This window comes from Curtobacterium sp. AC268, assembly GCF_979258745.1.
Window position 1 is genome coordinate 2,075,260 of sequence record NZ_OZ409878.1, and the last position, 24,155, is coordinate 2,099,414.

Sequence of the window (24,155 nt, forward strand, 5' to 3'; positions counted from 1 at the left end):
TAACTATCGTCCTGTCAAGGGGTACGTGTGCTCGGCCTGCTGTCGGTGGTGGCGGGCAGGATGGGACGGACCATGACGGACGTCTTCGAGCGCTTCTCCCCCGCGACCACCGAGTGGTTCCGCGGCGCCTTCGACGCACCGACACCGGCACAGGCCGGGGCGTGGGACGCCATCTCGACCGGGCAGCACGCACTCGTGATCGCCCCGACCGGCTCCGGCAAGACCCTGGCGTCGTTCCTGTGGTCGATCGACCGGCTCATCAGCGCGACGGACCGCCCGCCGGCGAAGCAGCGCACGCGGGTGCTCTACGTCTCGCCGCTCAAGGCCCTCGGCGTCGACGTCGAGCGCAACCTGCGGAGCCCGCTCGTCGGCATCACCCAGACCGCTCGGCGCCTCGGCACCGGACCGCCGGACGTCACGGTCGGGGTGCGCAGCGGTGACACCCCGTCGTCCGACCGCCAGAAGCTCCTGCGCCAACCGCCGGACATCCTCATCACCACGCCAGAGTCGCTCTACCTGATGCTCACCTCGCAGGCGCGCGAGACCCTGGTGAACGTCGACACGGTCATCGTGGACGAGGTCCACGCGGTCGCCTCGACCAAGCGCGGCGCGCACCTGGCCGTGTCGCTCGAGCGCCTCGACGACCTGCTCGACAAGCCGGTGCAGCGCATCGGGCTGTCCGCGACCGTCCGCCCGCCGGAAGAGGTCGCGCGGTTCCTCGGCGGCCGTGCACCGGTGACGATCATCGCGCCGCCCGCGCAGAAGACCTTCGACCTGCGGGTCGTCGTGCCCGTCGACGACATGACCGAGCTCGGGGCGCCGCCGGTCGGCGCGGACGCGTCCGAGTCACCGACGAACGGGTCGATCTGGCCGCACGTCGAAGAACGTGTCGTCGACCTGATCGAGGAACACCGCTCGACCATCGTGTTCGCGAACTCGCGGCGGCTGGCCGAACGGCTCACGGCCCGGCTCAACGAGATCCACGAGGAACGCGTGCTCGCCGCCGCCGGTGACGGCGTGCTGGTGCCGGCTGGGGCGTCCCCGGACGACGACGGGCTCCCCGCGGCGCGGGGCCGACCGCAGTCACCGGCCCGCACCTCGGCGCACGCCGTCGCACCCCAGGGGGCCAAGCGACCGCCGGCGCAGCTGATCGGCGGGTCCGGGCAGACGGGTGGCGGGGGCTCGGACGCCTCGGTCCCGGTGCTCGCCCGCGCACACCACGGCTCGGTGTCGAAGGACCAGCGCGCGATCATCGAGGACGACCTGAAGTCCGGTCGGCTGCGGTGCGTCGTCGCGACGAGTTCACTCGAGCTCGGCATCGACATGGGCGAGGTCGACCTGGTCGTCCAGGTCGAGGCGCCGCCGTCGGTCGCGAGCGGCCTGCAGCGCGTCGGTCGCGCCGGCCACCAGGTGGGTGAGATCTCCCGCGGCGTGCTGTTCCCGAAGCACCGGGCCGACCTGGTCAACAGCGCGGTCACGGTCGAGCGGATGGTCACGGGTCAGATCGAGTCGATCTCGGTGCCGGCGAACCCGCTCGACGTCCTGGCGCAGCACACCGTGGCCGCCGGGGCGATCGACACCCTCGACGTCGAGCACTGGTTCGAGCTCGTGCGGCGGAGCGCCCCGTTCAGCGGCCTGCCCCGGTCGGCCTTCGAGGCGACGCTCGACCTGGTCACGGGCCGGTACCCGAGCGACGAGTTCGCCGAGCTCCGGCCACGGCTGGTCTGGGACCGCGTGCACGGCACCCTGACCGGGCGCCCCGGTGCGCAGCGACTCGCGGTGACGAGCGGCGGGACGATCCCCGACCGCGGGATGTTCGGCGTCTTCATGGTCGGCGAGAAGGCGTCCCGCGTCGGCGAGCTCGACGAGGAGATGGTCTACGAGTCGCGCGTGGGCGACGTCTTCGCCCTCGGCGCGACGAGCTGGCGGATCGAGGAGATCACCCACGACCGCGTCGTCGTGAGCCCGGCGTTCGGGCAGCCCGGACGCGTGCCGTTCTGGAAGGGCGACGGCATCGGCCGGCCCGCCGAGCTCGGCCGGGCGACCGGTGCGTTCGTGCGCGAGGTCGAGGGCGCCTCGGACGACGACGCCCGCGCCCGCGTCGCCGCCGGCGGACTGGACGAGCGCGCGATCACCAACCTGCTGACCTTCCTGCGCGACCAGCGCGCGGCCACCGGTCACGTGCCGAACGACACCACGCTCGTCATCGAGCGGTTCCGCGACGAGCTCGGGGACTGGCGGCTCATCCTGCACTCGCCCTACGGCATGCAGGTGCACGCGCCGTGGGCCCTGGCCGTCGCCGCACGCTTGCGCGAACGGCACGGCATCGACGGCGACGCGATGGCGGCCGACGACGGCATCGTCGTCCGCATCCCGGAGACCGACGCCGAGCCACCGGGTGCCGACCTGTTCGTGTTCGAGCGCGACGACCTCGAGGCCCTGGTCACCGACGAGGTCGGCGGCTCGGCGCTGTTCGCCGCGCGGTTCCGCGAGTGCGCCGCGCGCGCCCTGCTGCTGCCCCGACGGAACCCCGGGCAGCGGTCGCCGCTCTGGCAGCAGCGGCAGCGGGCCTCGCAGCTGCTCGAGGTCGCGCAGAAGTACCCGACGTTCCCGATCGTGCTCGAGACCGTGCGCGAGGTGCTGCAGGACGTCTACGACGTGCCCGCGCTGCTCGGGATCGCCGACGACATCGCCGGACGCCGGATCCGCCTGGTCGAGACGGAGACCGAGCAGCCGTCGCCGTTCGCCCGGTCGATCCTGTTCGGGTACGTCGCGGCCTTCATGTACGAGGGTGACACCCCGCTCGCCGAACGCCGGGCAGCGGCCCTGTCGCTCGACTCGACGTTGCTCGGCGAACTGCTCGGACGCGCGGAGCTGCGCGAGCTGCTCGACCCGGCGGTCATCACCTCGGTGGAGCGCGACCTGCAGCGGCTGTCGCCGGACCGCCGTGCCCGTGACGCCGAAGGACTCGTGGACGTGCTGCGGCTCGTCGGCGCGCTCGACCTCGACGAAGCGGTCGACCGGAGCTGGCTCGCCGACACCGCCGACCGTCCAGCGGCCACCGCCGAGCTGCGGAGCACGCTCCAGGTGTTGGAGCGGGACCGCCGGGTGCTCCCGTTCTCGCACGCCGGCGCGACCCGCTGGGCCGTGATCGAGGACGCCGCCCGCCTGCGCGACGCCCTCGGGGTCCCGCTTCCGATCGGTGTGCCCACGGCGTTCGTCGAGCCCGTGGCCGACCCCCTCGGCGACCTGATCGGCCGCTACGCCCGGTCGCACGGGCCGTTCTCCGCGCAGGAGGCCGCCGGTCGCCTCGGGCTGGGCATCGCCGTCGTGCAGGACACCCTGCGCCGACTCGTCGCCGACCGCCGGGTGGTGGAGGGCGAGTTCCGCCCCGATCGTCAGGGTGCCGAGTGGTGCGACGCCGAGGTCCTGCGACGGATCCGCACGAAGTCCCTGGCAGCCCTGCGGCACGAGGTCGAACCGGTCTCGCCGGACACCCTCGCCCGGTTCCTGCCCGCGTGGCAGCACGTGCAGACCCCCGGGACCCGCGGCGGGCTCCGTGGCGTCGACGGCGTCCTGCAGGTGATCGACCAGCTCGCCGGGGTCGCCCTGCCCGCCAGCGCCTGGGAGACCCTGGTGCTGCCGTCGCGCGTCACGGACTACTCGACGAGCATGCTCGACGAACTCACCGCCACCGGCGAGGTCCTGTGGTCCGGCGGGGGCACCCTGCCCGGCAACGACGGCTGGGTGCGCCTGCACCTGGCCGACACCGCGGCGACGACACTCGCCGAGCCCTCCGGGGACGAGACGACCGAGCTGCAGCGGGACGTGCTCGGCGCCCTGGCCGGCGGTGGCGCGTACTTCTTCCGGCAGCTGGGCCAAGCCGTGGGCAGCAGCGACGACCAGGCGCTCACCACCGCGCTGTGGGACCTGGTCTGGGCCGGGCAGATCACGAACGACACGTTCGCCCCGCTGCGCTCGATGCTCGGCGGCAAGGCGAAGAGCTCGAGTGCTCCGCGGGCTCGGGCCTACCGCGGCCGTCGGCGTCCGACGATGCCGACGCAGTCCGGGCCGCCGTCCGTCGGGGGACGCTGGTCACTCCTGCCGCTGGCCGAGTCCGACTCGACCGTGCGGGCCGCCGCGACCGCCGAACAGCTGCTCGAACGCTACGGCGTCGTCACCCGCGGTGCCGTCCAGGTCGAGGGCGTCAGGGGTGGTTTCGCCGGGGTGTACCGGGTGCTCTCGCGGTTCGAGGAGTCCGGCCGGGCTCGTCGCGGGTACTTCGTCGAGGGGCTCGGTGCCGCACAGTTCGCCACCGGCCCGACCGTCGACCGGCTGCGCACCTACGCCCGCGAACTCGGCGACGACGAGCGCGACGATCCGGACCGGAAGCGCGAGGCGCTCACGCTCGCAGCGACCGACCCGGCGAATCCGTTCGGGGCCTCGCTGCCGTGGCCGACGGGCGACGCAGACCACGGTGTCGCGGCCGACGACGCCGAGGTCGCCGGCGTGGCGAGCACCGCCGCGAACGGTGTTGCGAGCGGCGCTGCGAGCGCCGCGAAGACCACGCGGGGCCACCGCCCGGGCCGGAAGGCGGGTGCACTGGTGACGACCGTCGACGGCAAGCTCACCGTGTACGTGGAGCGCGGCGGCAAGTCGGTGCTGACCTTCACCGACGACGCCGCCGACCTCGCTGCTGCCGCCGCCTCCATCGCCGGCATCGTCCGGACCGGGCTGCGGAAGCTCTCGGTCGAGCGGGTCGACGGGGACTTCGTGCTCGAGACGCCGCTCGGCGGCGCACTCCGGGCCGCGGGGTTCACGGCCACCCCGCAGGGCCTGCGACTCCGTGTGTGAGGCGACCTGCGCCTCCCGGCAGTGCAGCGACCACGTGCCGGAGGTGACCCGTGCCGTCCGGACGGGGCGCGCGCACCCGTCGGAGGCGACCCGTGCCTGAAGGCGACACCGTCTACCGGGCTGCCCGCCGCCTGCACACCGCACTGGCGGGCAAGGTCCTGACGAAGAGCGACTTCCGGGTCCCCGCGTTCGCGACGCTCGACCTGGTCGGCCGCACCGTCGACGAGGTCGTCCCCCGCGGCAAGCACCTGCTGCACCGCATCGGCGACCTGACCGTGCACTCGCACCTGAAGATGGAGGGCCGGTGGGACGTCTACGCGCCCGGTGACCGATGGCGACGCCCTGCGCACCAGGCCCGGGCGATCCTGGACGCCGAGGGGGTCTCCACCGTCGGCTTCGCACTCGGGGTGCTCGAGGTCGTGCCGCGCGACCAGGAGTCCGAGGTCGTCGGACACCTGGGGCCCGATCTGCTCGGCCCGGACTGGGACGCCGACCTGGCGCTCGCCAACCTGACCGAGGACCCCGAGCGCCCGGTCGGGTTGGCACTGCTCGACCAGCGGGTGCTCGCCGGGCTCGGCAACGTGTACCGGAACGAACTCTGCTTCCTGCGCGGTGTGCTGCCCACGCGTCCGGTCGGGCAGGTGCCGGACCCGGCGCGGACGATCACGCTCGCGAGCCGACTGATCCTGGCGAACCGCGACCGCAGTGCCCGCGTCACCACCGGCGTCGACCGCCCGGGGCGACGCTTCTGGGTCTACGGTCGCGCCGGCAAGCCGTGCCTGCGGTGCGGGACCCCGATCCGGCACGGCGAACTCGGCGACTCGGAACTCACCCTTCGCGACACCTACTGGTGTCCGCGCTGTCAGACCTGACGCGCGGGGTGCAGGCGCGACGAGGCGGTCGCACGGACGGCGTCGGTGACCCGTTCGAGGAGCGGTGACGCCAGGTTCCAGCGCTGCCACCACAGCGCCACGTCCGCGTGCCGGCCCGGGGCCAGCTCGACCAGGACACCGCGGTCGATCGCCTCGAGGCACTGCGCCTCGGGCAGCAGCCCCCATCCGAACCCGAGCGTGACCGCACGGGCGAAGTCGGCGGAGGTCGGGACGAAGTGGCGCGGGCCTCCGGGAGCGTGGCCGAGGACCTGCCGCAGGTACCCCTGCTGCAGGTCGTCGTCGCGGTCGTAGTCGACGAGCGGCACCTCGTCGAGCCGCCGGAGCATCCGCCGCTCGGTGCCGGTGTCGCCGAGGTAGCGGGCGACGAACGGGGGGGACGCCACCGCCCGGTACCGGTCGATGCCGAGCGGCACCGACGAGCAGCCCTGGACCGGATCCGCCTCGGCCGTCACGGCACCCATCACCGTGCCGGCGCGGAGCAGTTCGGCGGTGCGGTCCTGGTCCTCGCGGTGCAGGTCGAAGACCACCTCGGTGTCGGCCCGGACGAGGGCGAGGGCGTCGAGGAACCAGGTGCCGAGCGAGTCGGCGTTCACGGCCAGCGGGATCGACGGCACCACGGAGGAGCCGCCGCCGAGTGCTCGGGAGGTCTCCTCGTCGAGCAGCCGGACCTGCCGTGCGTGCCGGAGCACCACTGCGCCGTCCGCGGTCGGGCGCACCGGGGTGGTTCGCTGGAGCAGGACCCGACCGACCTGCTGCTCCATGGACTTGATCCGCTGCGAGACCGCCGACGGGGTGATCGCCAGCGCGCGGGCCGCCGCGTCGAGCGTGCCGTGGTCGACGGCAGCGAGCAGCGTCTCGAGGTGCTCGCGCTGGAACCGGGTCATGCAGTTGAGCTTACGGCGCTGCAGGAACCTGAGCTGTACTACACCGCTGCCCGGCCCTAGCGTCGGACCGTGACCACGTTCCTGCCCCTGCTCTCCGGCCTCGGCACCGGCCTCGCACTGATCGTCGCGATCGGTGTGCAGAACACCTACCTGTTGCGCCTCGCCGTGAGCGCCGGGGTCCGGGTGGTGGCCGCTGCCGTCGTGGTGTGCGCCGCTTCGGATGCGCTGCTCATCATCGCCGGGGTGCTCGGGGTCGGCGCCGTGGTCGAACGGTTCCCCGTGGCGCTGCTGGTGGTCCGGTTCGTCGGTGCCGCGTTCCTGCTCACGTACGGGGTGCTCGCGGCGCGGCGTGCGCTGCGGCCCTCGGGGGACGCGATGCGCGTGGCCGACGAGGCGGGCGACGACGGAGTGGTGGGCGCCGGCGCGGGCACGGGGGTCGACGCGACCACCGGCACGACCGTGGCGGCGGGGCGGACGCGCACCGCGCCTCCCGGCCAGGTGGTGACCATGCGGACGGCGGTGCTGACCATGCTCGTCTTCACGTGGGCGAACCCGCACGTCTACCTGGACACGCTGGTGTTCCTCGGGTCGGTGGCGAACCAGCAGGGCGCGGACGACCGGTGGCTCTGGACGATCGGTGCCGTCACGGCGAGCTGCCTGTGGTTCGGTGCGCTCGGGTTCGGCGGACGCCTGCTGCGGCCGCTGTTCGAGAAGCCGCTGACCTGGCGGGTGTTCGACGGGCTGGTCGCCGTCGTGATGCTCGCGTTCGGCGTGCTGCTGCTCGTCGGCGCGTAGCGGAGCGGCGGCGGCGCGGCGCGCGGACCGGCGGCGCGGCGCGCGGACCGGCGGGCTGCAAAACACCGGTGTCCACTCGTCGAACCGCGTTGTGCGGGTGTGCAACGTGCGAACACCGGTGTCTTGCGGAACCGCCCTACTGCATGCGCTGGCCGACGCGGCTGTGGCGACGGCTGTAGCCGAAGTAGATGACGAAGCCGATGACCAGCCAGACGACGAACCGGAGCCAGGTCTCGACCTCGAGGTTCAGCATCAGCCAGAAGCACAGCACCGCCGAGATGATCGGCAGCACCGGCGCCCACGGCACCCGGAAGGCCCGCGGGGCGTCGGGCCGCGACCGACGCAGCACGACGATGCCGATCGACACCAGGACGAACGCCGACAGCGTGCCGATGTTGATCATGCCCTCGAGCTTGTCGACCGCGGTGAACCCGGCCAGCAGCGCCACGACGACACCGGCGACGACCTGCACGCGCACCGGGGTCTGCGTCTTCGGGTTGGTCTTCGAGAACCAGCGGGGCAGCAGGCCGTCGCGGCTCATCGAGAAGACGATGCGGGACAGGCCGAGCAGCAGCACCATGACGACGGTGGTCAGACCGATCAGCGAGCCGATGGCGATGATGCCGGCGGCCCACGGCAGCCCGACGATGTCGAACGCCGACGCCAGGGACGGCGCCTTCTCCTCGGCCAGCCGCTGGTACGAGACCATGCCGGTGATGACGATGCTGACGCCGACGTAGAGCAGGGTCACGATGCCGAGCCCGATGAAGATGCCGCGGGGCAGGGTCTTCTGGGGGTTCTCGGTCTCCTCGGCACTGGTGGCGACGACGTCGAAGCCGATGAAGGCGAAGAACACCAGGGACGCCGCGGCGAGCAGGCCGAAGACGCCGTACTGGGCGGGCTCGGCACCGGTGAACCAGGACACGAGCGACTGGGTCCAGACGCTGCCCTCGGCGCCCTTGGCGGGCTCGGCCGGCGGGATGAACGGCGTGAAGTTCGCGGCCTTGACGAAGAACGCACCGGCGACGATGACGAACACGACGATCGCGACCTTGATGACGGTGATGACCGCCGACACCCGCGACGACAGGCGGGTGCCGAAGGCGAGGAGCACCGTGAAGATCCCGACGATGAGCACCGGCCCCCAGGTGAAGGGGATCGGGCCGAGCTGGATCGTGCTCGGCAGGGTGATGCCGAAGACGTCGAACGCGGTGCTGAGGTAGATGCCCCAGTACTTCGCGATCACGGCACTGGCCGTGAGGGTCTCGAGGATGAGGTCCCAGCCCACGATCCAGGCGAGCAGTTCGCCCATCGTGGCGTAGGTGAACGTGTACGCGGAGCCGGCGACGGGGATCGTCGACGCGAACTCGGCGTAGCACATGATCGCCAGGCCGCAGGTGACGGCGGCGAGCAGGAAGGAGATGATGACGCCGGGCCCGGCGAAGTTCGCGGCGGCGTTCGCGCCGACCGAGAAGATGCCGGCGCCGACTGCGACCGCGATCCCCATCGCGGCGATGTCGAACGTCTTCAGGGAGCGTTTCAGGGACCTGCCCTGCTCCTCGGAGTCGGCCAGGGAGGCCTCGATCGACTTGATGCGGAGCTTCGTTGCCATGGGGTGGATCCCGTCATCGGCTGGCGGCGGACCTCGGAAGGGTACTGGTGTACCACTGTGTCACGCAAAGCGTCCGCCCGGACGGTGGCCGGGTCCGGCGACGGCCAGGAGGCCCGGCCACCGGTCCGGCACGCACCGTACGGTCGGCCGACGGGTGCGTCCAGGGCCGCGATCGCGCCGGGGGGTGCGGTTGCGGGGTGCGGTTGTGCTCGCGTCAGCGGCCGGCGCGCCAGTCCGCCAGGAACCGGGCTCCGGCCTCGTCGTGGATCACGCCGTCCGGGGCGGTGAGCACCGGGTACGGCGTGGCCGGCACCCCGTCGGCGGGACGGACGTCGACGTGCGCGACCTCGTGGCCGTGGGCGTGCAGCCAGTCCGCCATGGCGTAGTCGCTGCGGGAGTCCCCCACGGTGCGCCAGGTGACCGGGAGCTCGCCGTCCTGCCCGAGGAGCTCGAGCGAGCGCTCGGCTCCCAGGTCCTTGCCACTGCGGTCGGACTCGACGTCGGTCGAGATGATCGTGGGGTCGATGCGCCACTGCACGGCACCGTCGGCGTCGGGTCGGACGTCGTCGAGTCGGCGGACACCGAGCCCGCGACGCTCGAGCGCTGCCATGGCCTTCGCGTCGAACTCCGGCTGGCGGGCCAGGTAGGTGGCGTTCGGCACCTCGACGCGCTGCTCGATCGACACCATGGCGCGCTTCGTCTCGTCGAAGAACACCAGGTCGGCGTACTCGTCGCGGACCAGCTCGCGCATCTCGTCGGCGTAGTCCCGCGGCAGCGCGAGGTCCTCGGCGACCGTCAGCTCACCCATGCCGCCGTCGTACTGCGGACCGATCGAGCACCACACGGCGCCCTTCTCGCAGACGGCGTGGACCCGGCCACCTTCGGCGAGGCCACCGGCGAGCAGCGGGCCGACGACCTCGGAGCGGATGAACGCGTCGCTGCGCCCGGTGTTGAAGACGATCGGGATGCCCTCGGCGGCGAGCGCGACGAGGTCCGCGACGATGCTCGGGATCGCGATGGTGCGGGAGACCGGGCTGGCGATGGGCCCGTCGACGTCGAGCAGGAGACCGAGGCGGGGTGCGTTCACCCGCCCATCCTCTCGCAGTCAGCTGCTGGGCGAGACGATCCGGCTCCGGACACGGTCGATCAGGGCTCCGAGGGCCGCCGGTGCGGGGACGTGTCCCTGCCCGGGCACCTCGGCGTACTCCGAACCGGGCACGGCGTCGACGAGGGCGCGGGCCGCACGACGCATCCACTCGAGTCCGTCGCCACCGGCGCCGACGAGCACGGGCACACCCACGGCGGCAGCGACCCGTTCGGGTACGGCGAGGCCGTTCAGCACACGGACCTCGCGGCTGAGCACGTGGGCGTCGACGACCAGGGAGCGCCAGAGCGACCCCCTTGAGCCGCAGCGCCGTGACCTGGCCCATCGGGACCCCGAGCACCTGGGTCAGGAACCCGCGGACGGCCTGGGCCCGGCGGCCGGCACCGACGTGTTCGTCGAGCAGGTCGGCGAACACGACGTCGTCGGCGTGCGGGTCGACCGAGGCGCGGTACGGCGGTTCCCACAGGACGGCACCGTCGACGGGCAGTCCGGTGGCGAGCCCGTGCAGGACGACACCGGCGCCGACGCAGATGCCGACGGCGGTGGTCGGTGCGCCGATGCTCTCGACGACGGCGCGCAGGTCGTCGACCTCGCGCTCGATCGCCCACGTCGCGGAGTCACCGCTGGCACCACGGCCACGGCGGTCGTAGGTCACCACGCGGTGGGTCGAGCCGAGCTCGGCGACCACGCGGTCGAGGTACGGGGTCCCCCGGTGGTCGAAGGCACCGCCCACGACGACGACCGCCGGCCCGTCCCCTGCCTCGGAGACGGCGATGGTGGTGCCGTCGGAGGAGACGACCGTTCGGTCGACTGGAGGGAGCATGGGGTCCTTTGCGAGCTGTCGACGGCGATGCGTCGGGCCTCGGAGGGGACCGTGCGGATTACCGGTCCTCCGAGTGTCGCAGGCGTGGGAGCCCGTGTCTCCCCCCGCTTCCAGGGGCAGAACCCCGTCGCTCGACACCGTGGTGGTCGCCGTGCCATGCTGTTTGAGTACACCTGTACTCAAACGATCACCGCCACTGCAACGGGGAACCATGACACTCATCGCCATCGTCGCCTGCGAGATCGCCTTCTGGGTCGCGATCCTCGGCGGCCTGACCACCCGGTACCTGCTGCGACGGCCGCGGACGGGCGCGGCGATGCTCGTCGCGGCACCCGTGATCGACGTCGTGCTGCTCGCGGTCGTCACGGTCGACCTGCTCGGCGGTGGGACCGCGTCGTGGCATCACGGACTCGCGGCGATCTACATCGGCTTCTCGGTCGCGTACGGGCACCGGATGATCGCGTGGGCGGACGTCCGCTTCACGCACCGGTTCGCCGGCGGTCCGGCACCCGAACGGCTGAGTGGACGGCGGTACACGGCCCGGTGCTGGGGCGACGTGCTGCGGACCGGGCTCGCCGTGCTGATCGCCGGTGGGATCATCGGCGGACTCGTCCTCGTCGTCGGCGACCCGGAGCGCACGGACGAACTGCAGGGCACGGTCGCACTGCTCGGGGTGGTCCTGGGCGTCGAACTGCTGTGGGCGATCAGTTACACGATCTGGCCGCGCCGAGTCACCACCGCAGCCGCGGACCCGGCCGGAGCGCCGAGCCGGCCGTAGGCTGACCCGGTGCCGCGCCGTGTCGACCTCGAGGAACGGGGATCCCTGGTGGCCGCGGCCTGCCTGCGGATCCTGGAGCGGGACGGCCTCAGCGCACTGTCCGTGCGGAACGTCGCGGACGAGGCCGGCATCGCCCCGGCGTCACTCCGCCGCGTGTTCCCGACGCAGGACGCCCTGCGCGAGCACTGCCTGACGATCATCGAGGAACGGGTCACCGCTCGGCTCGCCGCCCTGCGTTCGACGGGTCGTGCGCTCGCACTGGACGTCCTCGCACAGGTGCTGCCGCTCGACGCCGAGCGCACGACCGAGATCCTGGCGCAGGTGCAGCTCGGCGTGCTCGCGCGCACCGACGAACGCCTGGCTGCGAGCGCCCGACGCCTGAACGACGGGGTCAGCCGGGTGTGCACCCGGGCGCTGGAGATCCTGCGCGAGGACGGCAGCTTCGGTGCCGATCGCGACCTGACCGACGAGGCGGACCGGCTGCACGCGCTGATCGACGGGCTGGCGATCGAGCACACGTGGGACCCGACGGCGCGTGCGCCGGAGCGGGTCCTGGCGCTCGTCGAGCTGCACGTGGACAGCCTGCGCGGCGCGATCGGCTGACGGCTGACGCCTCAGCGACCTCGGTAGACCTCGCGCCGGTGCCCGGCGCGCACGACGACGACCACGAGCCGCCCATCGTCGATCAGGTAGATCACGCGGTAGTCACCGACCCGGACACGCCATTCCGGGCTGTTGACGAGTCGACGAGCCGCGGGTGGACGCGGCTCGTCAGCCAGGATCGCGAGAACCCCTTCGACGAGTCGTCGGGCATGTGGCGGCAGTTTGCGGATGGCACGCCCCGCACTCGGTTCGAGCTCGATGTCGTAGGTCATCCCAGACCGAGTTCGCGCCTGAGGTCCTCCCACTTGACGTTCTCGCCGCCGATGCGCTCGTTCTCGAGTCGGGCCTCTTCCACCGCCTTCAGGTCGTCCAGGTCCTCCGCCGCCTCGAGCAACCGGTCGAGGACGGCCGCGTCGACCACGGCGGCGACGCGCTTGTTGCGCCGGGTCAGGTAGACGGGTTCGTGTCGGGCATCGTCGATGATCGACGCCAGACGGCCACGGGCTTCGGAGATCGACACTTCGCTCACCTGTACATTCTAGGGCGTTTTGTACAAATCAGACGAGTGCCGTGGTGCCGACCGACTCCCGTTCGAGCAGGGACCGCTTGACGTTGAGCCCCCACGCGAAGCCCCCGAGCGTGCCGTCCGAACGCAACACCCGGTGGCACGGGACGAAGAGCGCCGGGGCGTTCCGGGCGCACACGCTCGCCGCCGCCCGCACCGCGTCGGGCCGGCCCATCGCCGCCGCGAACCCGGTGTAGGTCAGGGTGCCGCCCGCGGGGATCCGGCGGAGCTGGCGCCACCCCTCGGTGAAGAGCTCGGTGCCGAACTGCCGGACCGGTACCTGCATGGCGTGCTCGACCTCGCCCGAGTAGAAGGCGTCGACGGCGTCGGCCGAGGCGACCACGCCGTCGAGCACGCGGTCGGGGCGGTGGCGATCGGCCAAGCGGGCGAGGATCCGCTCGACGGAGTCGGTCCACCCGGAGGCGAGGACCCTGCCCTCGGCGTCTTCGAGCACGGTGAACGGCCCGTCGGGGGTGTCCAGGGTCTGGATGGTTGCGTCGGTCATCGGTCGTCCTTCCGGGGGTCCTCGGTGGCACGGGCTGCACGGGCGCCGGCGGTCGCGGTCATCGCGCGGTCGATGATCGGTCGCCAGCAGTGCATCGTGAGGTAGCTCCGCCAGGGGGCCACCTGCTCCGACCATAGGGAGAGCTCGCGCGCCGTTCCGGGCAGCCCGAGTTCCTGTGCACCGTTCCGTACGGCGAGGTCGCTGTGGAGGAAGATGTCGGGGTGGTGCCGGACCCGCAGCGCGACGTAGTCGGCGGTCCACGGCCCGATGCCCTTCACCGCGAGGAGTCCGTCGCGCAGGTCGCCGAGGGACTGCCCACCGTCCACCACCAGGGACCCGCCGGCGAGCGCGGCGGCCACCCGCAGGATCGTGTCGACGCGGGCGGCCGGGCCACGCAGGACCTCGTGTCCGCGTTCGGCGATCACCGCCGCCGACGGGAACAGCAGCCCGCCGGGCCGGATGGCGTCCGGCACCGTCGCTCCGAGTGCGGCCACGAGCCGGGTCTGCGCGGTGCGCGCCGCGGCCACCGAGACCTGCTGCCCGATCAGGGTGCGGAACACGATCTCGTGCGCGTCCACCGCGCCGGGGAGCCGGAGACCGGGCACCCGGGCGACGGGTCCGGCGAGCTCGGGCACGCCCCCGAGGACGGCGTCGACGGCGACCGGGTCGGCGTCGAGGTCGAACAGTGCCCGGACACGCGCCACGAGGGCCGGCAGGTCGGAGAGGTCGGCGACCCGCACACGCAGGTCGATCCCGGTGCCCCGTCCGGCCACGTCGGGGACGGCGGCCAACGCGGTGAACCAGCCCGGGCCTCCCGGCAGGTCGACCAGCCGCCCGTACGACGTGACGCGGCCGGCGGGGTCGGTGTCCACCTGCTCCGTGCCCGGCAGGGCGTGCAGCGCGTGCCAGTCGAGCAGGCCCTGCGCGTCGAAGGGTGCCCGGGCCGGCAGGTGGACGCGGAGTGCGCCGTCGCCGCCGTCCGTGGCACCGTCGACTCCCCCGGACCGGCGTGCGCGGAGCTCGGTCGGGGTGACGGCGAAGACCTCGCGAACGGTGTCGTTGAACTGTCGGACGCTGGCGAACCCCGCGGCGAACGCGACGTCCGCGACGGGCAGGTCGGACGAGGTCAGCAGGGTCCGCGCGGTCTGCGCCCGGTGCGCCCGGCTGAGCGCCTTCGGCCCGGCGCCCAGCTCGGCCGTCATGATGCGGTTGAGCTGCCGCTCCGAGTAGCCCACGCGCGCGGCGAGCCCGGGGACGCCGTCGCGCTCGACGACGCCGTCGAGGACGAGCCGCATCGCCCGACCGGCGACGTCCTCGCGCAGGTCCCACTCGGGGCTGCCGGGGGTCGCCTCCGGCAGGCAGCGCTTGCAGGCGCGGAAGCCGGCCAGGTGCGCTGCGGCGCTCGTGCGGTAGAAGGTGACGCCCGAGACCCTCGGCGTGCGGGCCGGGCAGCTGGGCCGGCAGTAGATGCCGGTGGAGTGCACGGCGGTGACGAACTGGCCGTCGAAGCGCGCGTCGCGCGAGGCGACGGCGCGGTGCCGTTCGGCGTGCAGCGCGTCGGGCTGCGCGTCGGTGTCCGGGCTGGTCATGGGCTCAGCCTGACATGCGCCGCCGACGTCGACTGGCGGGAATCGGACGGAGCAGCGCACGGCCGGGAGGCCCGGCTAGCGTTGGCCGCGTGACTTCCGCAGACGACGTGGCCGGTCTCGACGACCTACCGTTCCGGACCGAGGTCGAGGTCGCGCTGCTGCTCGTCTCGCCGCGGCACCGGTACGAGGGGCGCCCGGTCGACGGCGCGCTGCCGGTGTCCGCGGACGATCCGGACGAGTCACGCGACCGGATCGAGCTCCGGTCCGGGCTGGGCATCGTCGGCGACCGGTACTTCGCGGCCCGGGCGCACGTGCACGCCTCGGTCACGGTGATCGGCCTGGAGGGGCTCGAAGCCGTCGGTCACGCCATCGGTGCCACCGTCGACCCCGCTGCGACCCGGCGGAACGTGTTCCTGCGGGGCGCCGACGTCGAGGCACTTCGGGGCGAGCCGTTCTCGCTGGAGAGCGTGACACCGAACACCGGTGGCGGCCCGGTCCGGTTCCGTGGCTTCCGCGCGGCGAACCCCTGCGCCTGGATGGACCACGAGGTGGCCCCCGGGGCGTTCCGGGCGATGCGGGGCCGGGGCGGCGTGCGGTGCGACCCGGAGTCCGACGGTGTGCTCACCCTCGGACCCGCGGTGCTCCGCACGGCCCGCCCCGTGGCGCTCGGCTGACGCGGTCGCCGAGCGGCGAGACGCTCGTCGGCGCAGTGCTCAGGCGGTGAGGGCGCTCTCGATCGCGTCGACGAACGCCGGCAGGTCGTCCGGGGTGCGGGAGGTGATGAAGCCGCCGTCGACCTGGACCTCCTGGTCGACCCACTCGGCTCCGGCGTTGCGCAGGTCGGTCTGCAGCGACGGGAAGGACGTGACGGTCTTGCCCGACAGCACGCCCGCCTCGACGAGGGTCCACGGACCGTGGCAGATCGCCGCGACCGGCTTGCTCGCCTCGGCGAAGGCCTGCACGAGCGTCGCGGCGCGGGACTCCTGGCGCAGCGTGTCGGCGTTGATGGTGCCGCCGGGGATCACGAGGGCGTCGAAGTCCTTCGCGTCGACACCGGCGATGGTGGTGTCCGGCTCGAGCGTCTGCCCCGGGTCCTTGTCGCCGACCAGCGTCTGGATCGTGCCGGTCTCCTTCGCCGCCACGGTCACCGAGGCACCGCGCTCCCGCAGCTGTTCGGTGGGGACGACGATCTCGTCCTGCTCCACGCCGTAGTTCGTCGTGATGACGAGGATCTTCTTGCCGTCGAGGGTTGCCATGATCGCTCCTTCCGCGGCCCGGTCGTTCCGGCCGCACACCCGAGGGTCGTCGGCGTCGGCTGGGCAGGCGTGCAGGGGCGGCTCGGGGGGCGGTCGGCCGGTCGCAACACCCCGCTCACGTCCGCCGAGCGGTCGCGAAGCGTCGGCCGGCGGCGGCGCAGCCGACGGTTCCTGACCACTGGGCGCAGGCCGGGCGGGGCGTCCTGACCGCGGGCGAGGCGCCGTGGACGCGCCCACAGTCGGCCTGGAGGCACGGTGCCGGCCCGCCACGGGCCTCCAGGCCGCCACCCGGCCGGTCGCCCCCCCCCCCCCCGCTCACGTCCGCCAGACGGTCACGAAGCGTCGCCTGGCGGCGACGCAGCCGACAGTTCCTGACCACCCAGCGAAGGCCGGGCGGGGCGTCCTGACCAGCCGGCGGGCCGACGCGCCGGGCAGGACGGGCGCCGCGCTCAGCCGCGGATGCGGAAGGCGTCGCCGTCGCGCTCGACGGTCAGGCCGTCGTACCCGTGGACCCGGTGCAGGCCGGCCGTCACCGGGTGCTCGAGGGGACCGACGACGACCGTGGTCGCGCCGGAGGCGATGGCGGACTCGAGTCCGGCGGGGGCGTCCTCGAACGCCACGCAGTCGGTCGGGTCGACGCCGAGCAGGGCAGCTCCGCGCAGGTAGCCGTCGGGGTGGGGCTTGCCGTGCGCGACGTCCTCAGAGGGCACGAACGCCTCGGGCACGGCGAACCCGGCGGCCGCCATCCGGCCCGCGGCGAGGTCACGCGGGGCGCTCGTCACGAGGGCCACCGGGACACCGAGTTCGACGAGTCGCTGCACGAAGGCGACGGCTCCGGGGATCTCGAGGATGCCCTCGGTGCTCGCGGTCTCCTCGGCCACGAGCTCCGCCGCGATCCGCTGCTGCTCGGCCAGGGGCAGGTCGGGCAGGAAGCGCCGCAGGGTGTCGATCGCCTGCCGTCCGTGCGAGAACGCGAGGATTTCGTCGGGGTCGATGCCGTTCGCGTTCCCGAACCGGGTCCAGGTCGCCTCGACCACCGCGGTCGAGTCGACGAGGGTCCCGTCCATGTCGAAGAGGACCCCGGACGCCACGATGTCGATCACGCGCCCGACCCTAGCCCACGGGTGTCAGCGTGCCCCCGGCGGCCGCGCGGGCGGGGTCAGCGCGCCCGGACGTACCGGGTGAGCAGCACGCCGCCGGCGCCGAGCAGCACGTGCGCCGGTCGCATCCGCCGGAGCTCCGGCGACGACCCCCGGGCGATGCGCGGCCCCGCCCCGCCCTCGAGCGACGGGTCGATCGTCAGGGTCAGCTCGTCGACGGCGTCCGCGGCGATGAGTGCCCCGAGGAACGACGGCCCGCCCTCGCAGTGGATCGTCCCGAGGCCACGGCCCGCCAACAGCCCACGGATCCGTCCGGCGTCCACCGAGTCCGGGTCGTCGTCCGCGCTGCACGCCACGACGTCCGCGACCTCGGCGAGCGCCCGGGCCTTCGACGACGCAGCCGCGGTCGCCGACGTCAGGACGATCGGCCGCACCGGTGCCTCGGTGAACACCCGAGACCCGGGGTCGAGCGACAGCGACCCGGTGACGATGGCGAACACGGGGTGGTCCGGCTTGCCGTGGGCCCGCCGCCAGACGACGTCGGTGTCGTGCAGGACCATCGGCCCGTAGCCCTCGTCGCGGACGGTGCCGGCGGCGACGAGCACGACGTCGGCCACCCGCCGGAGCAGGTCGAAGACGCGCAGGTCGTCGTCACCGCCGAGCGACCCGGACACCCCGGCGGCCGAGGCCGAACCGTCCAGCGTCGCGACGAAGTTCACGCGGAGCCAGGGATCCCCGGCGTCGGCGGTGTAGAGCTCGAGCAGGTCGTCGTCGGACAGGTCCGCGATCGACGGGGGCAGGACGTTCACGTGTTGTGCCTCGATTCCACGGGGGTGCGCCATCCGAGCGTGGCCTCGACCATGCGCATCGCGTCGACGCTCTCGGCGACGTCGTGCATGCGGACGATCCGGGCGCCGAGCATCGCGCTCACGGTCGCCACGGCGAGCGATCCGGAGAGCCGCTCACCGCGGGGGCGGCCGAGCGACTCCCCCACGAAGTCCTTGTTGGACACCGCGGCGAGGACCGGGTAGCCGAGCGCGACGACCTCGGGCAGTCGACGGGTGAGCTCGAGGGTGTGCACGGTGTTCTTGTGCAGGTCGTGGCCCGGGTCGACGATGATCCGCGACTCGGGGATGCCCGCGGCGAGCGCCCGGTCGACCCGTTCGCGCAGGAACGCGACGACCTCGCCCACGATGTCGCCGTACTGCGGCGGTGCCGGCAGGGGCTGTCGGGGTTCGGCGAGCGAGTGCGTGATGACGACGGTGGCGTCGGAGTCGGCGACCACGGCGGCCATCCGCGGGTCGGACAGGCCGGTGGTGTCGTTGACGACGGTCGCGCCGGCTGCGATCGCCGCCGCGGCGACCTCGGGACGGAAGGTGTCGACGCTGATGACGACGTCGGACTGCTGGGCGAGCTGCTCGACGACGGGCACGACGCGGTCGATCTCGTCGGAGGCGGGCAGCTCCGGACCGGGGGCGAACTTCACGCCGCCGATGTCGACCCAGTCGGCGCCCTGCTCGGCGGCGCGCACCGAGGCGGCGACGGCCCGGTCGAGCTCGAAGGTGGCGCCGCGGTCGTGGAACGAGTCGGGGGTCCGGTTCACGATCGCCATCACGGCGATGCGGTGGTCGAAGTCGATGGTGCGGCGGCCGAACGTCCGGACCGGGTGACGCAGGTCGGGCACGACCCAGCCGGGTCCGGCCGCCTCGGTCTGTGGGCCCACGACGCCGGTTCCGGCGCGACGCGCCAGCGGCGTACCGGCCGTGCCGTCGGGGAGGCCCGTCATGCGTCCGCCCCGGCACCCGCGTCGGGCCCGGCGTCGGTCCCACGCCCCGCGCCGATGAGCGCGATCGCCTCGGCCCGTCCAGCGGTGTCGGCCAGCGAACCGGTCGCCGCCACCGTCACGGTCGTCGACCCGGTCTGGCGCTCCCCACGCGTCGTGACGCACTGGTGCTGCGCGTCGAGGACCACCAGGACGCCCTCGGCGCCGAGCCCCTCGGCGATCGTCGCGGCGACCTGTTCGCCGAGCCGCTCCTGCAGCTGCGGGCGAGAGGCCACCGCGTCGAGCACCCGTGCCAGCGTGCCGAGCCCGATGAGGCGGTCACCCGGCGCGTACGCCAGGTGTGCGACCCCGAGGAACGGCAGCAGGTGGTGCTCGCAGACGGAACGGAACTTCACGTCGCGGACGATGACGAGCCGACCGCGCTCACCGTCCTCGGCGTGCACGGTGCCGTCCCGGGCGATGGCGACCGCGTCGGTGCCGATCCCGGAGAAGAACTCGGCGTACGAGTCGGCGACACGGGCGGGGGTGCGGGTGAGTTCCGGGCGGTCGGGATCCTCGCCGATGGCGAGCAGCAGCTCGCGGACGGCGGCCTCGACACGGACGCGGTCCATGGGTGACGTCACCCGCTCATCCAACACCAGCCATGGCCGGAGAACGCGGGCAGACGCCCAGCGCGAGGTGCGCGATCCGCGTGGAACGGGCCTCCCGGCTGTCACAACCTGTGAGACCGGTGTGACACGCCCGAAACCCAGCGTCCTTTAAACTCTCGTGGTGAGCGCCCCGCAGACCGACACCACGCCCCGGAACCGCTTCGCGACCGGCCTCGATCGATTCTTCTCCATCACGCAACGCGGATCGTCGATCCCCCGCGAGGTCCGCGGTGGCCTCGTCTCGTTCGTGACGATGGCGTACATCGTCATCCTGAACCCCCTCATCCTCGGCGGGTTCAGCGCCGACCAGGCCGCCAAGGACGTCAGCGGCGGATGGCTCGAGAACGCTCAGGTGGCCGCGGCGACCGGCCTCGTCGCCGGCGTCATGACCATCGCGATGGGCATCATCGCGAACCTGCCGTTCGGCATCGCCGCGGGGCTCGGGATCAACTCGTTCCTCGCCGTCAGCGTCGTGCACCAGGTCACCTGGGCCGAGGCGATGGGCCTGGTCGTCATCAACGGTGTGATCATCGTGATCCTCGCGTTGACCGGCATCCGGACGATGATCTTCACCGCCGTCCCGGCGCAGCTCAAGGCCGCGATCACGGTCGGCATCGGCCTGTTCATCGCGTTCATCGGCCTCGTCGACTCCGGCTTCGTTCGGTCCTCCGGGCTCGCGTCGCCGCCGCTGCAGCTCGGCGAGGACGGCTCCGTCGGCGCCCTGCCGACCATCGTGTTCCTGATCGGCCTGATCATCATCGGCACGCTCATGGCCCGCCGGGTCAAGGGAGCGCTGCTCATCGGCATCGTCGCGACCACGATCATCGCGATCATCCTGCAGGCGATCTTCCAGGTGCCGACCTCGGTCGACTCGAAGACCGGCTGGAACCTCAACGCCCCCGGCCTGCCGAGCGCACTGTTCGCCGTGCCGGACCTGTCGCTCGTCGGCCACGCCGACGTCTTCGGTGCCTTCACCCGCATCGGCCCGCTCGCCGCGTCGATGCTCGTCTTCACCCTGGTCTTCACGAACTTCTTCGACGCCATGGGCACCATGACCGGTCTCGCCAAGGCCGCCGGTGTCGCGAAGCCCGACGGCACGTTCCCCCGCCTGAAGTCGGCGCTCGTCGTCGAGGGCGTCGGCGCGATCGCCGGTGGTGGCGCGTCGGTGTCGTCGAACACCGTCTTCATCGACTCGGCCTCCGGCATCGGCGAGGGCGCCCGCACGGGCATGGCCTCGGTCGTCACCGGCCTGCTGTTCCTGGCGTCGATGTTCCTCACGCCGCTCACCCAGGTCGTCCCGCTCGAGGTCGCCGCCGCCGGGCTCGTCGTCGTCGGTGCGCTCATGGTCGCGCAGGTCGCGGACATCTCGTGGTCGGACTTCGGATCGGCCCTGCCGGCGTTCCTGACGATCGTCGTCATGCCGCTGACCTACTCGATCGCGAACGGCATCGGCGCCGGCTTCATCAGCTGGGTGCTCATCAAGCTGCTGTCCGGCCGTGGCCGTGAGGTCTCGTGGCTGCTCTACGTCGTCGCCGCGGGCTTCCTGCTGTACTTCGCGCGGGGGCCGCTGGAGGCGCTGCTCGGCGTCGGCTGAGGCGTTGGCCGGGCGGGGCCTGTCACAAGACGCCGTCGTGTCATCGAGACGCCGCCGATTCCGGCGGCGTCTCGACGTTTCTGGGGCGTCTCCGCAAGATGCCGGCGTCTTCCGCAGGCGCGGCCGCCGCGTCGGCCTGGAGGCCCGGGGTCAGTCCGGCAGGTCGCTCGGCGTGGCCTCGTGGTGGCGCTGGTCCTGGGTGCGACGGTCTTCCTTCATGCCCGCCTCGAACAGGTGGCGACGGCCCTGCACGAGCTCGTCGCGCGCCGTGCGCTCGAGCTCCTTGGCGAGGGCGTAGTAGCCGTCGTCGTAGTCCTCGACGATCTGGAACGTCCAGCGGCCCGCGATGACGTTGCGGCCCACGAGTTCGGTGTCGATGCGCTCGGCGAGTTCGGTGTGCCCGGCCTTCCGCAGCTGCTCGACCGCCTCACCGAGGTTCAGGTCAGCGGTGCCGGTCAGCCGGTGGAACCCGTAGAGCAGGCCACGGGCGTGCTCGATGACCTCGACCGCGGCGGACAGGCTGCCGAGCGCCTCGACCGTGGCCTCGGACACCCCCTCGGGAACCTGGTGCTGCTCGTCGGGGCCCTGTGCGTCGTTCGTCATGGGTCCCGTCTACACGACGGCTGCTGCGTCGTTCGAGGGGTTCGCCCACGACCCGCCGGGGTCGGCCGCCGGTGGTTGCGACGTCGGAGGTCGACACCTACCATTCGAACACACGTTCGAATGAGGAGACCCGATGATGATCACCGACACGGCCGCCACGGTGTGGTGGGCCGAGGGCACGCCGACCCGGCTGGTGTGGGCCGGACGGCGCTGGCGGGTGAGCGACACCCCCACGCGGCTGACCGTGACGCGCGCTGAACTGCCCACCGCGATCACCCATGCGCCCGAACGCACCGTGGGCTGGCGGTTCCAGGCGACCAGCGACGACGACGGCGAGGCCCTGGTGGTCGACATCGTGCCGCAGGGCACAGGCTGGGGCGTGGCCCGGACGTGGACGTGAGCGGCCCGGACCGTTACCGTCCGGACATGGACAGGTGGGTGGCGCTGCTGCGCGGCGTCAACGTGAACGGCATCACGATCCGGAGCGCCGAACTCGCGGAGCTCTTCCGAGGGCTCGGGTTCGACGACGTCCGCACCGTGCTCGCCTCGGGCTACGTCGTGTTCTCCGCCGACGTGCCCGCCGAGCAGCTCAAGACGTCGATCGAGCAGGGGCTGCGCGACAGCTTCGGGTACGACGCCTGGATCGTGCTCGTCCGGCACGACGCCCTCGCGGCCGTGGTCGACGGTTTCCCCTTCGCGCGGGCCGACGAACGGCACGACTACGTCGTGTTCGCGTCCGACGACGGTGCGCTCGACGCGTTGGTCGGGGACCTCGAACTCGACGAGTCGGTCGAGCGGGTCGCCCGCGGGAACGGGGTCGTCTACTGGTCCTGCCCGAAGGGTTCGAGCACCGACACCGTGTTCGCCAAGCGGGCCGGAGCCGCACGCTTCAAGCGCACGACGACGACCCGCAACACGAACACCCTGCGGAAGCTCCTGTGATGCTCGGCACGCTGCACCACGTCGAGCTCCGCACCGCCGACCTCGACACCGCCGCCGGGTCCTGGGGCTGGCTGCTCGGCGAACTCGGCTACGAACCGTTCCAGCAGTGGGACCACGGCCGAAGCTGGCGGCTCGGTCCGTTGTACGTCGTCCTCGAATCAGCGCCGCTGGACGGCGACCACGACCGGCGCCGCCCGGGGCTCAGCCACCTGGCGTTCCACGCCGGTGCTGCCGAGACCGTGGAGCGGCTCTGGGCCGAGGCTCCCGGTCACGGCTGGGCACGCCTGTACGAGGACCGACACCCGTTCGCCGGTGGCCCGGAGCACCACGCGGCCTTCCTGGAGGACGCCGAGCGGTTCAAGGTGGAGCTCGTCGCCAGCTGACGGTGCCGCCGACGCCGGGGTGGCTCAGGCCTGCGGCGGCTGCCCGTTGCTCGCCATGGTGCCGCCGTCCACCGGCAGGACCGCACCCGTGATGAACGAGGCCGCGTCGCTGGCCAGGAACAGGATCGCCTCGGCGACCTCGGCAGAGCGACCCCCGCGGCCGAGGGCGATGCGCTCGGTGAACTTCGACTGCAGGGCCTCGTCCTCCGCCTGCTCCTGGGTCAGGTCGGTCCAGATGAGTCCCGGAGCGACGGCGTTCACGCGGACGCCGAACTGGCCGTTGTCGAGGGCAGCGGCCTTGGTGAAGTTCGTCACGCCACCCTTCGCCGCGTTGTAGGGGCTCATCCGCCAGTCGGCGTCCTCACCGGAGACCGACGACGTGTTGACGATCGACCCCTTCGTCTCGCGCAGGAACGGCAGGGCCGCCCGGGTGCCGTAGAACACACCGGACAGGTCGGTCTCGATGACCCGGCGCCACTCGGCCGTGCTGATGTCGGTGATGTCGCCCGAGCTGAAGGTCCCGGCGTTGTTCACCAGGACGTCGAGCCGATCGAAGCGGTCGATCGCCGCCGAGACGACGGTCTCCCAGTCCTCCGGGCTCGCCACGTCGGCGTGCAGGGCGACGACCCGGTGCGTCGGCAGGGAGTCACCCACCGCGCGGACCTTCTCCTCGACGCTGTCGGTCAGCACGACAGACGCGCCCTCGTCGATGAACGCCCGCGCCGTCGCTTCACCGATACCGGACCCCGCGCCCGTGACGATCGCGACCTTGCCCTCGAACCGGTTGCCCATGATGTCTCCTCTCGTTGCACGAACCGTGCCCGGGGAGACGCCATCG

At 72.6% G+C, this 24,155-nt stretch carries 25 protein-coding genes; 10 read left to right on the forward strand and 15 right to left on the reverse strand.

Annotated features, from left to right (window positions below):
- The first annotated feature begins 72 nt into the window (after positions 1–72).
- Together ACZZ9K_RS09815 and ACZZ9K_RS09820 are read left to right on the forward strand one after the other, a co-directional pair.
- Positions 73–4,854 (forward strand): Lhr family ATP-dependent helicase, encoded by a 4,782-nt coding sequence (locus tag ACZZ9K_RS09815; protein WP_463443940.1) that lies wholly within the window; start codon positions 73–75, stop codon positions 4,852–4,854.
- Between the two features lie 92 nt (positions 4,855–4,946).
- Positions 4,947–5,726: an Fpg/Nei family DNA glycosylase gene (locus ACZZ9K_RS09820; RefSeq protein ID WP_110859462.1), complete on the forward strand. Its 780-nt coding sequence runs from the start codon at positions 4,947–4,949 to the stop codon at positions 5,724–5,726.
- Here ACZZ9K_RS09820 and ACZZ9K_RS09825 read toward each other — a convergent pair.
- Positions 5,717–6,631 (reverse strand): LysR family transcriptional regulator ArgP, encoded by a 915-nt coding sequence (locus ACZZ9K_RS09825; RefSeq protein ID WP_463443941.1) that lies wholly within the window; start codon positions 6,629–6,631, stop codon positions 5,717–5,719. The two genes, ACZZ9K_RS09820 and ACZZ9K_RS09825, sit on opposite strands and share 10 nt — an antisense overlap.
- Positions 6,632–6,700: 69 nt before the next feature.
- Here ACZZ9K_RS09825 and ACZZ9K_RS09830 point away from each other — a divergent pair, with 69 nt between their 5' ends.
- Entirely contained in the window at positions 6,701–7,426 is a 726-nt protein-coding gene (locus ACZZ9K_RS09830) for a LysE/ArgO family amino acid transporter (protein ID WP_463443942.1), read from the forward strand.
- A 136-nt stretch (positions 7,427–7,562) separates the two neighbouring features.
- On the opposite strand, the gene ACZZ9K_RS09835 is transcribed toward ACZZ9K_RS09830, so the two are convergent.
- From ACZZ9K_RS09835 to ACZZ9K_RS09845, 3 genes are all read right to left on the reverse strand, one after another.
- Positions 7,563–9,038, reverse strand: coding sequence for an APC family permease (locus tag ACZZ9K_RS09835; RefSeq protein WP_463443943.1), 1,476 nt, complete (start codon positions 9,036–9,038; stop codon positions 7,563–7,565).
- Between the two features lie 214 nt (positions 9,039–9,252).
- Positions 9,253–10,125: an HAD family hydrolase gene (locus ACZZ9K_RS09840; protein ID WP_110859458.1), complete on the reverse strand. Its 873-nt coding sequence runs from the start codon at positions 10,123–10,125 to the stop codon at positions 9,253–9,255.
- Between the two features lie 18 nt (positions 10,126–10,143).
- Complete coding sequence (locus ACZZ9K_RS09845) at positions 10,144–10,401, reverse strand: hypothetical protein (protein ID WP_463443944.1); 258 nt, start codon at positions 10,399–10,401, stop codon at positions 10,144–10,146.
- Between the two features lie 776 nt (positions 10,402–11,177).
- Between ACZZ9K_RS09845 and ACZZ9K_RS09850 the strand changes: the two genes are divergently transcribed.
- Together ACZZ9K_RS09850 and ACZZ9K_RS09855 are read left to right on the forward strand one after the other, a co-directional pair.
- Positions 11,178–11,744: a hypothetical protein gene (locus ACZZ9K_RS09850; protein ID WP_301600558.1), complete on the forward strand. Its 567-nt coding sequence runs from the start codon at positions 11,178–11,180 to the stop codon at positions 11,742–11,744.
- A gap of 9 nt (positions 11,745–11,753) precedes the next feature.
- Positions 11,754–12,347 carry a TetR/AcrR family transcriptional regulator gene (locus tag ACZZ9K_RS09855; RefSeq protein WP_463443945.1) on the forward strand — a complete coding sequence of 198 codons (594 nt, stop codon included), beginning with the start codon at positions 11,754–11,756 and terminating at the stop codon, positions 12,345–12,347.
- Positions 12,348–12,358: 11 nt separating this feature from the next.
- On the opposite strand, the gene ACZZ9K_RS09860 is transcribed toward ACZZ9K_RS09855, so the two are convergent.
- From ACZZ9K_RS09860 to ACZZ9K_RS09875, 4 genes are read right to left on the reverse strand one after another with little or no spacing between them, the layout of a single operon-like run.
- Positions 12,359–12,619, reverse strand: coding sequence for a type II toxin-antitoxin system RelE family toxin (locus ACZZ9K_RS09860; RefSeq protein WP_463443946.1), 261 nt, complete (start codon positions 12,617–12,619; stop codon positions 12,359–12,361).
- Positions 12,616–12,876: a type II toxin-antitoxin system prevent-host-death family antitoxin gene (locus tag ACZZ9K_RS09865; RefSeq protein WP_071250100.1), complete on the reverse strand. Its 261-nt coding sequence runs from the start codon at positions 12,874–12,876 to the stop codon at positions 12,616–12,618. The genes ACZZ9K_RS09860 and ACZZ9K_RS09865 overlap by 4 nt, the downstream gene beginning before the upstream one ends.
- A gap of 28 nt (positions 12,877–12,904) precedes the next feature.
- Positions 12,905–13,417, reverse strand: coding sequence for a methylated-DNA--[protein]-cysteine S-methyltransferase (locus ACZZ9K_RS09870; RefSeq protein ID WP_463443947.1), 513 nt, complete (start codon positions 13,415–13,417; stop codon positions 12,905–12,907).
- Positions 13,414–15,006: an AlkA N-terminal domain-containing protein gene (locus tag ACZZ9K_RS09875; RefSeq protein ID WP_463443948.1), complete on the reverse strand. Its 1,593-nt coding sequence runs from the start codon at positions 15,004–15,006 to the stop codon at positions 13,414–13,416. The genes ACZZ9K_RS09870 and ACZZ9K_RS09875 overlap by 4 nt, the downstream gene beginning before the upstream one ends.
- Positions 15,007–15,095: 89 nt before the next feature.
- On the opposite strand from ACZZ9K_RS09875, the gene ACZZ9K_RS09880 reads away from it, so the two are divergent.
- Positions 15,096–15,680, forward strand: coding sequence for a molybdenum cofactor biosysynthesis protein (locus ACZZ9K_RS09880; protein WP_463443949.1), 585 nt, complete (start codon positions 15,096–15,098; stop codon positions 15,678–15,680).
- Positions 15,681–15,719: 39 nt separating this feature from the next.
- On the opposite strand, the gene ACZZ9K_RS09885 is transcribed toward ACZZ9K_RS09880, so the two are convergent.
- The 5 genes from ACZZ9K_RS09885 to folE all read right to left on the reverse strand — a co-directional run bounded on the left by ACZZ9K_RS09885 (position 15,720) and on the right by folE (position 19,756).
- On the reverse strand, positions 15,720–16,262 hold the full coding sequence (locus ACZZ9K_RS09885; protein ID WP_071245566.1) for a type 1 glutamine amidotransferase domain-containing protein: 543 nt from the start codon (positions 16,260–16,262) through the stop codon (positions 15,720–15,722).
- A gap of 449 nt (positions 16,263–16,711) precedes the next feature.
- A complete protein-coding gene (locus ACZZ9K_RS09890; RefSeq protein WP_463443950.1) occupies positions 16,712–17,365 on the reverse strand; it encodes an HAD-IA family hydrolase in 654 nt (217 codons plus the stop codon).
- Between the two features lie 56 nt (positions 17,366–17,421).
- The gene (locus ACZZ9K_RS09895; RefSeq protein WP_463443951.1) at positions 17,422–18,171 is read right to left on the reverse strand and encodes a pyrimidine reductase family protein; all 750 of its coding nucleotides are present in this window, start codon (positions 18,169–18,171) and stop codon (positions 17,422–17,424) included.
- Positions 18,168–19,148: a dihydropteroate synthase gene (gene folP, locus ACZZ9K_RS09900; RefSeq protein ID WP_463443952.1), complete on the reverse strand. Its 981-nt coding sequence runs from the start codon at positions 19,146–19,148 to the stop codon at positions 18,168–18,170. The genes ACZZ9K_RS09895 and folP overlap by 4 nt, the downstream gene beginning before the upstream one ends.
- On the reverse strand, positions 19,145–19,756 hold the full coding sequence (folE, locus tag ACZZ9K_RS09905) for a GTP cyclohydrolase I (protein ID WP_463444750.1): 612 nt from the start codon (positions 19,754–19,756) through the stop codon (positions 19,145–19,147). Before folE ends, folP begins: the two co-directional genes overlap by 4 nt.
- Positions 19,757–19,913: 157 nt before the next feature.
- Here folE and ACZZ9K_RS09910 point away from each other — a divergent pair, with 157 nt between their 5' ends.
- A complete protein-coding gene (locus ACZZ9K_RS09910; RefSeq protein WP_027466783.1) occupies positions 19,914–21,389 on the forward strand; it encodes an NCS2 family permease in 1,476 nt (491 codons plus the stop codon).
- Positions 21,390–21,539: 150 nt separating this feature from the next.
- On the opposite strand, the gene ACZZ9K_RS09915 is transcribed toward ACZZ9K_RS09910, so the two are convergent.
- Positions 21,540–21,992, reverse strand: a complete 453-nt coding sequence (locus ACZZ9K_RS09915; protein WP_349847649.1) for a hypothetical protein — start codon at positions 21,990–21,992, stop codon at positions 21,540–21,542.
- A gap of 133 nt (positions 21,993–22,125) precedes the next feature.
- On the opposite strand from ACZZ9K_RS09915, the gene ACZZ9K_RS09920 reads away from it, so the two are divergent.
- Genes ACZZ9K_RS09920 through ACZZ9K_RS09930 form a run of 3 tightly spaced genes read left to right on the forward strand, consistent with a single transcriptional unit; the run spans position 22,126 to position 23,317 of the window.
- Positions 22,126–22,392 (forward strand): hypothetical protein, encoded by a 267-nt coding sequence (locus ACZZ9K_RS09920; RefSeq protein ID WP_138802086.1) that lies wholly within the window; start codon positions 22,126–22,128, stop codon positions 22,390–22,392.
- Between the two features lie 26 nt (positions 22,393–22,418).
- The gene (locus tag ACZZ9K_RS09925; RefSeq protein ID WP_463443953.1) at positions 22,419–22,934 is read left to right on the forward strand and encodes a DUF1697 domain-containing protein; all 516 of its coding nucleotides are present in this window, start codon (positions 22,419–22,421) and stop codon (positions 22,932–22,934) included.
- Positions 22,934–23,317 (forward strand): VOC family protein, encoded by a 384-nt coding sequence (locus tag ACZZ9K_RS09930; protein WP_138802088.1) that lies wholly within the window; start codon positions 22,934–22,936, stop codon positions 23,315–23,317. Before ACZZ9K_RS09925 ends, ACZZ9K_RS09930 begins: the two co-directional genes overlap by 1 nt.
- 24 nt (positions 23,318–23,341) lie before the next feature.
- Here ACZZ9K_RS09930 and budC read toward each other — a convergent pair whose 3' ends face one another.
- Positions 23,342–24,109: a meso-2,3-butanediol dehydrogenase gene (gene budC / locus ACZZ9K_RS09935; RefSeq protein WP_071406210.1), complete on the reverse strand. Its 768-nt coding sequence runs from the start codon at positions 24,107–24,109 to the stop codon at positions 23,342–23,344.
- Between the last annotated feature and the right edge of the window lie 46 nt (positions 24,110–24,155).

What these genes read in the sequence shown, in the direction of transcription:
- ACZZ9K_RS09860 (WP_463443946.1), bottom strand. Translation starts at nt 12,619, where the DNA reads ATGACCTACGACATCGAGCTCGAACCGAGTGCGGGGCGTGCCATCCGC.
- ACZZ9K_RS09835 (WP_463443943.1), bottom strand. Translation starts at nt 9,038, where the DNA reads ATGGCAACGAAGCTCCGCATCAAGTCGATCGAGGCCTCCCTGGCCGAC.
- ACZZ9K_RS09925 (WP_463443953.1), top strand. Translation starts at nt 22,419, where the DNA reads ATGGACAGGTGGGTGGCGCTGCTGCGCGGCGTCAACGTGAACGGCATC.
- folE (WP_463444750.1), bottom strand. Translation starts at nt 19,756, where the DNA reads ATGGACCGCGTCCGTGTCGAGGCCGCCGTCCGCGAGCTGCTGCTCGCC.
- folP (WP_463443952.1), bottom strand. Translation starts at nt 19,148, where the DNA reads ATGACGGGCCTCCCCGACGGCACGGCCGGTACGCCGCTGGCGCGTCGC.
- ACZZ9K_RS09915 (WP_349847649.1), bottom strand. Translation starts at nt 21,992, where the DNA reads ATGACGAACGACGCACAGGGCCCCGACGAGCAGCACCAGGTTCCCGAG.
- budC (WP_071406210.1), bottom strand. Translation starts at nt 24,109, where the DNA reads ATGGGCAACCGGTTCGAGGGCAAGGTCGCGATCGTCACGGGCGCGGGG.
- ACZZ9K_RS09885 (WP_071245566.1), bottom strand. Translation starts at nt 16,262, where the DNA reads ATGGCAACCCTCGACGGCAAGAAGATCCTCGTCATCACGACGAACTAC.
- ACZZ9K_RS09825 (WP_463443941.1), bottom strand. Translation starts at nt 6,631, where the DNA reads ATGACCCGGTTCCAGCGCGAGCACCTCGAGACGCTGCTCGCTGCCGTC.
- ACZZ9K_RS09850 (WP_301600558.1), top strand. Translation starts at nt 11,178, where the DNA reads ATGACACTCATCGCCATCGTCGCCTGCGAGATCGCCTTCTGGGTCGCG.
- ACZZ9K_RS09870 (WP_463443947.1), bottom strand. Translation starts at nt 13,417, where the DNA reads ATGACCGACGCAACCATCCAGACCCTGGACACCCCCGACGGGCCGTTC.
- ACZZ9K_RS09930 (WP_138802088.1), top strand. Translation starts at nt 22,934, where the DNA reads ATGCTCGGCACGCTGCACCACGTCGAGCTCCGCACCGCCGACCTCGAC.
- ACZZ9K_RS09920 (WP_138802086.1), top strand. Translation starts at nt 22,126, where the DNA reads ATGATGATCACCGACACGGCCGCCACGGTGTGGTGGGCCGAGGGCACG.
- ACZZ9K_RS09815 (WP_463443940.1), top strand. Translation starts at nt 73, where the DNA reads ATGACGGACGTCTTCGAGCGCTTCTCCCCCGCGACCACCGAGTGGTTC.
- ACZZ9K_RS09875 (WP_463443948.1), bottom strand. Translation starts at nt 15,006, where the DNA reads ATGACCAGCCCGGACACCGACGCGCAGCCCGACGCGCTGCACGCCGAA.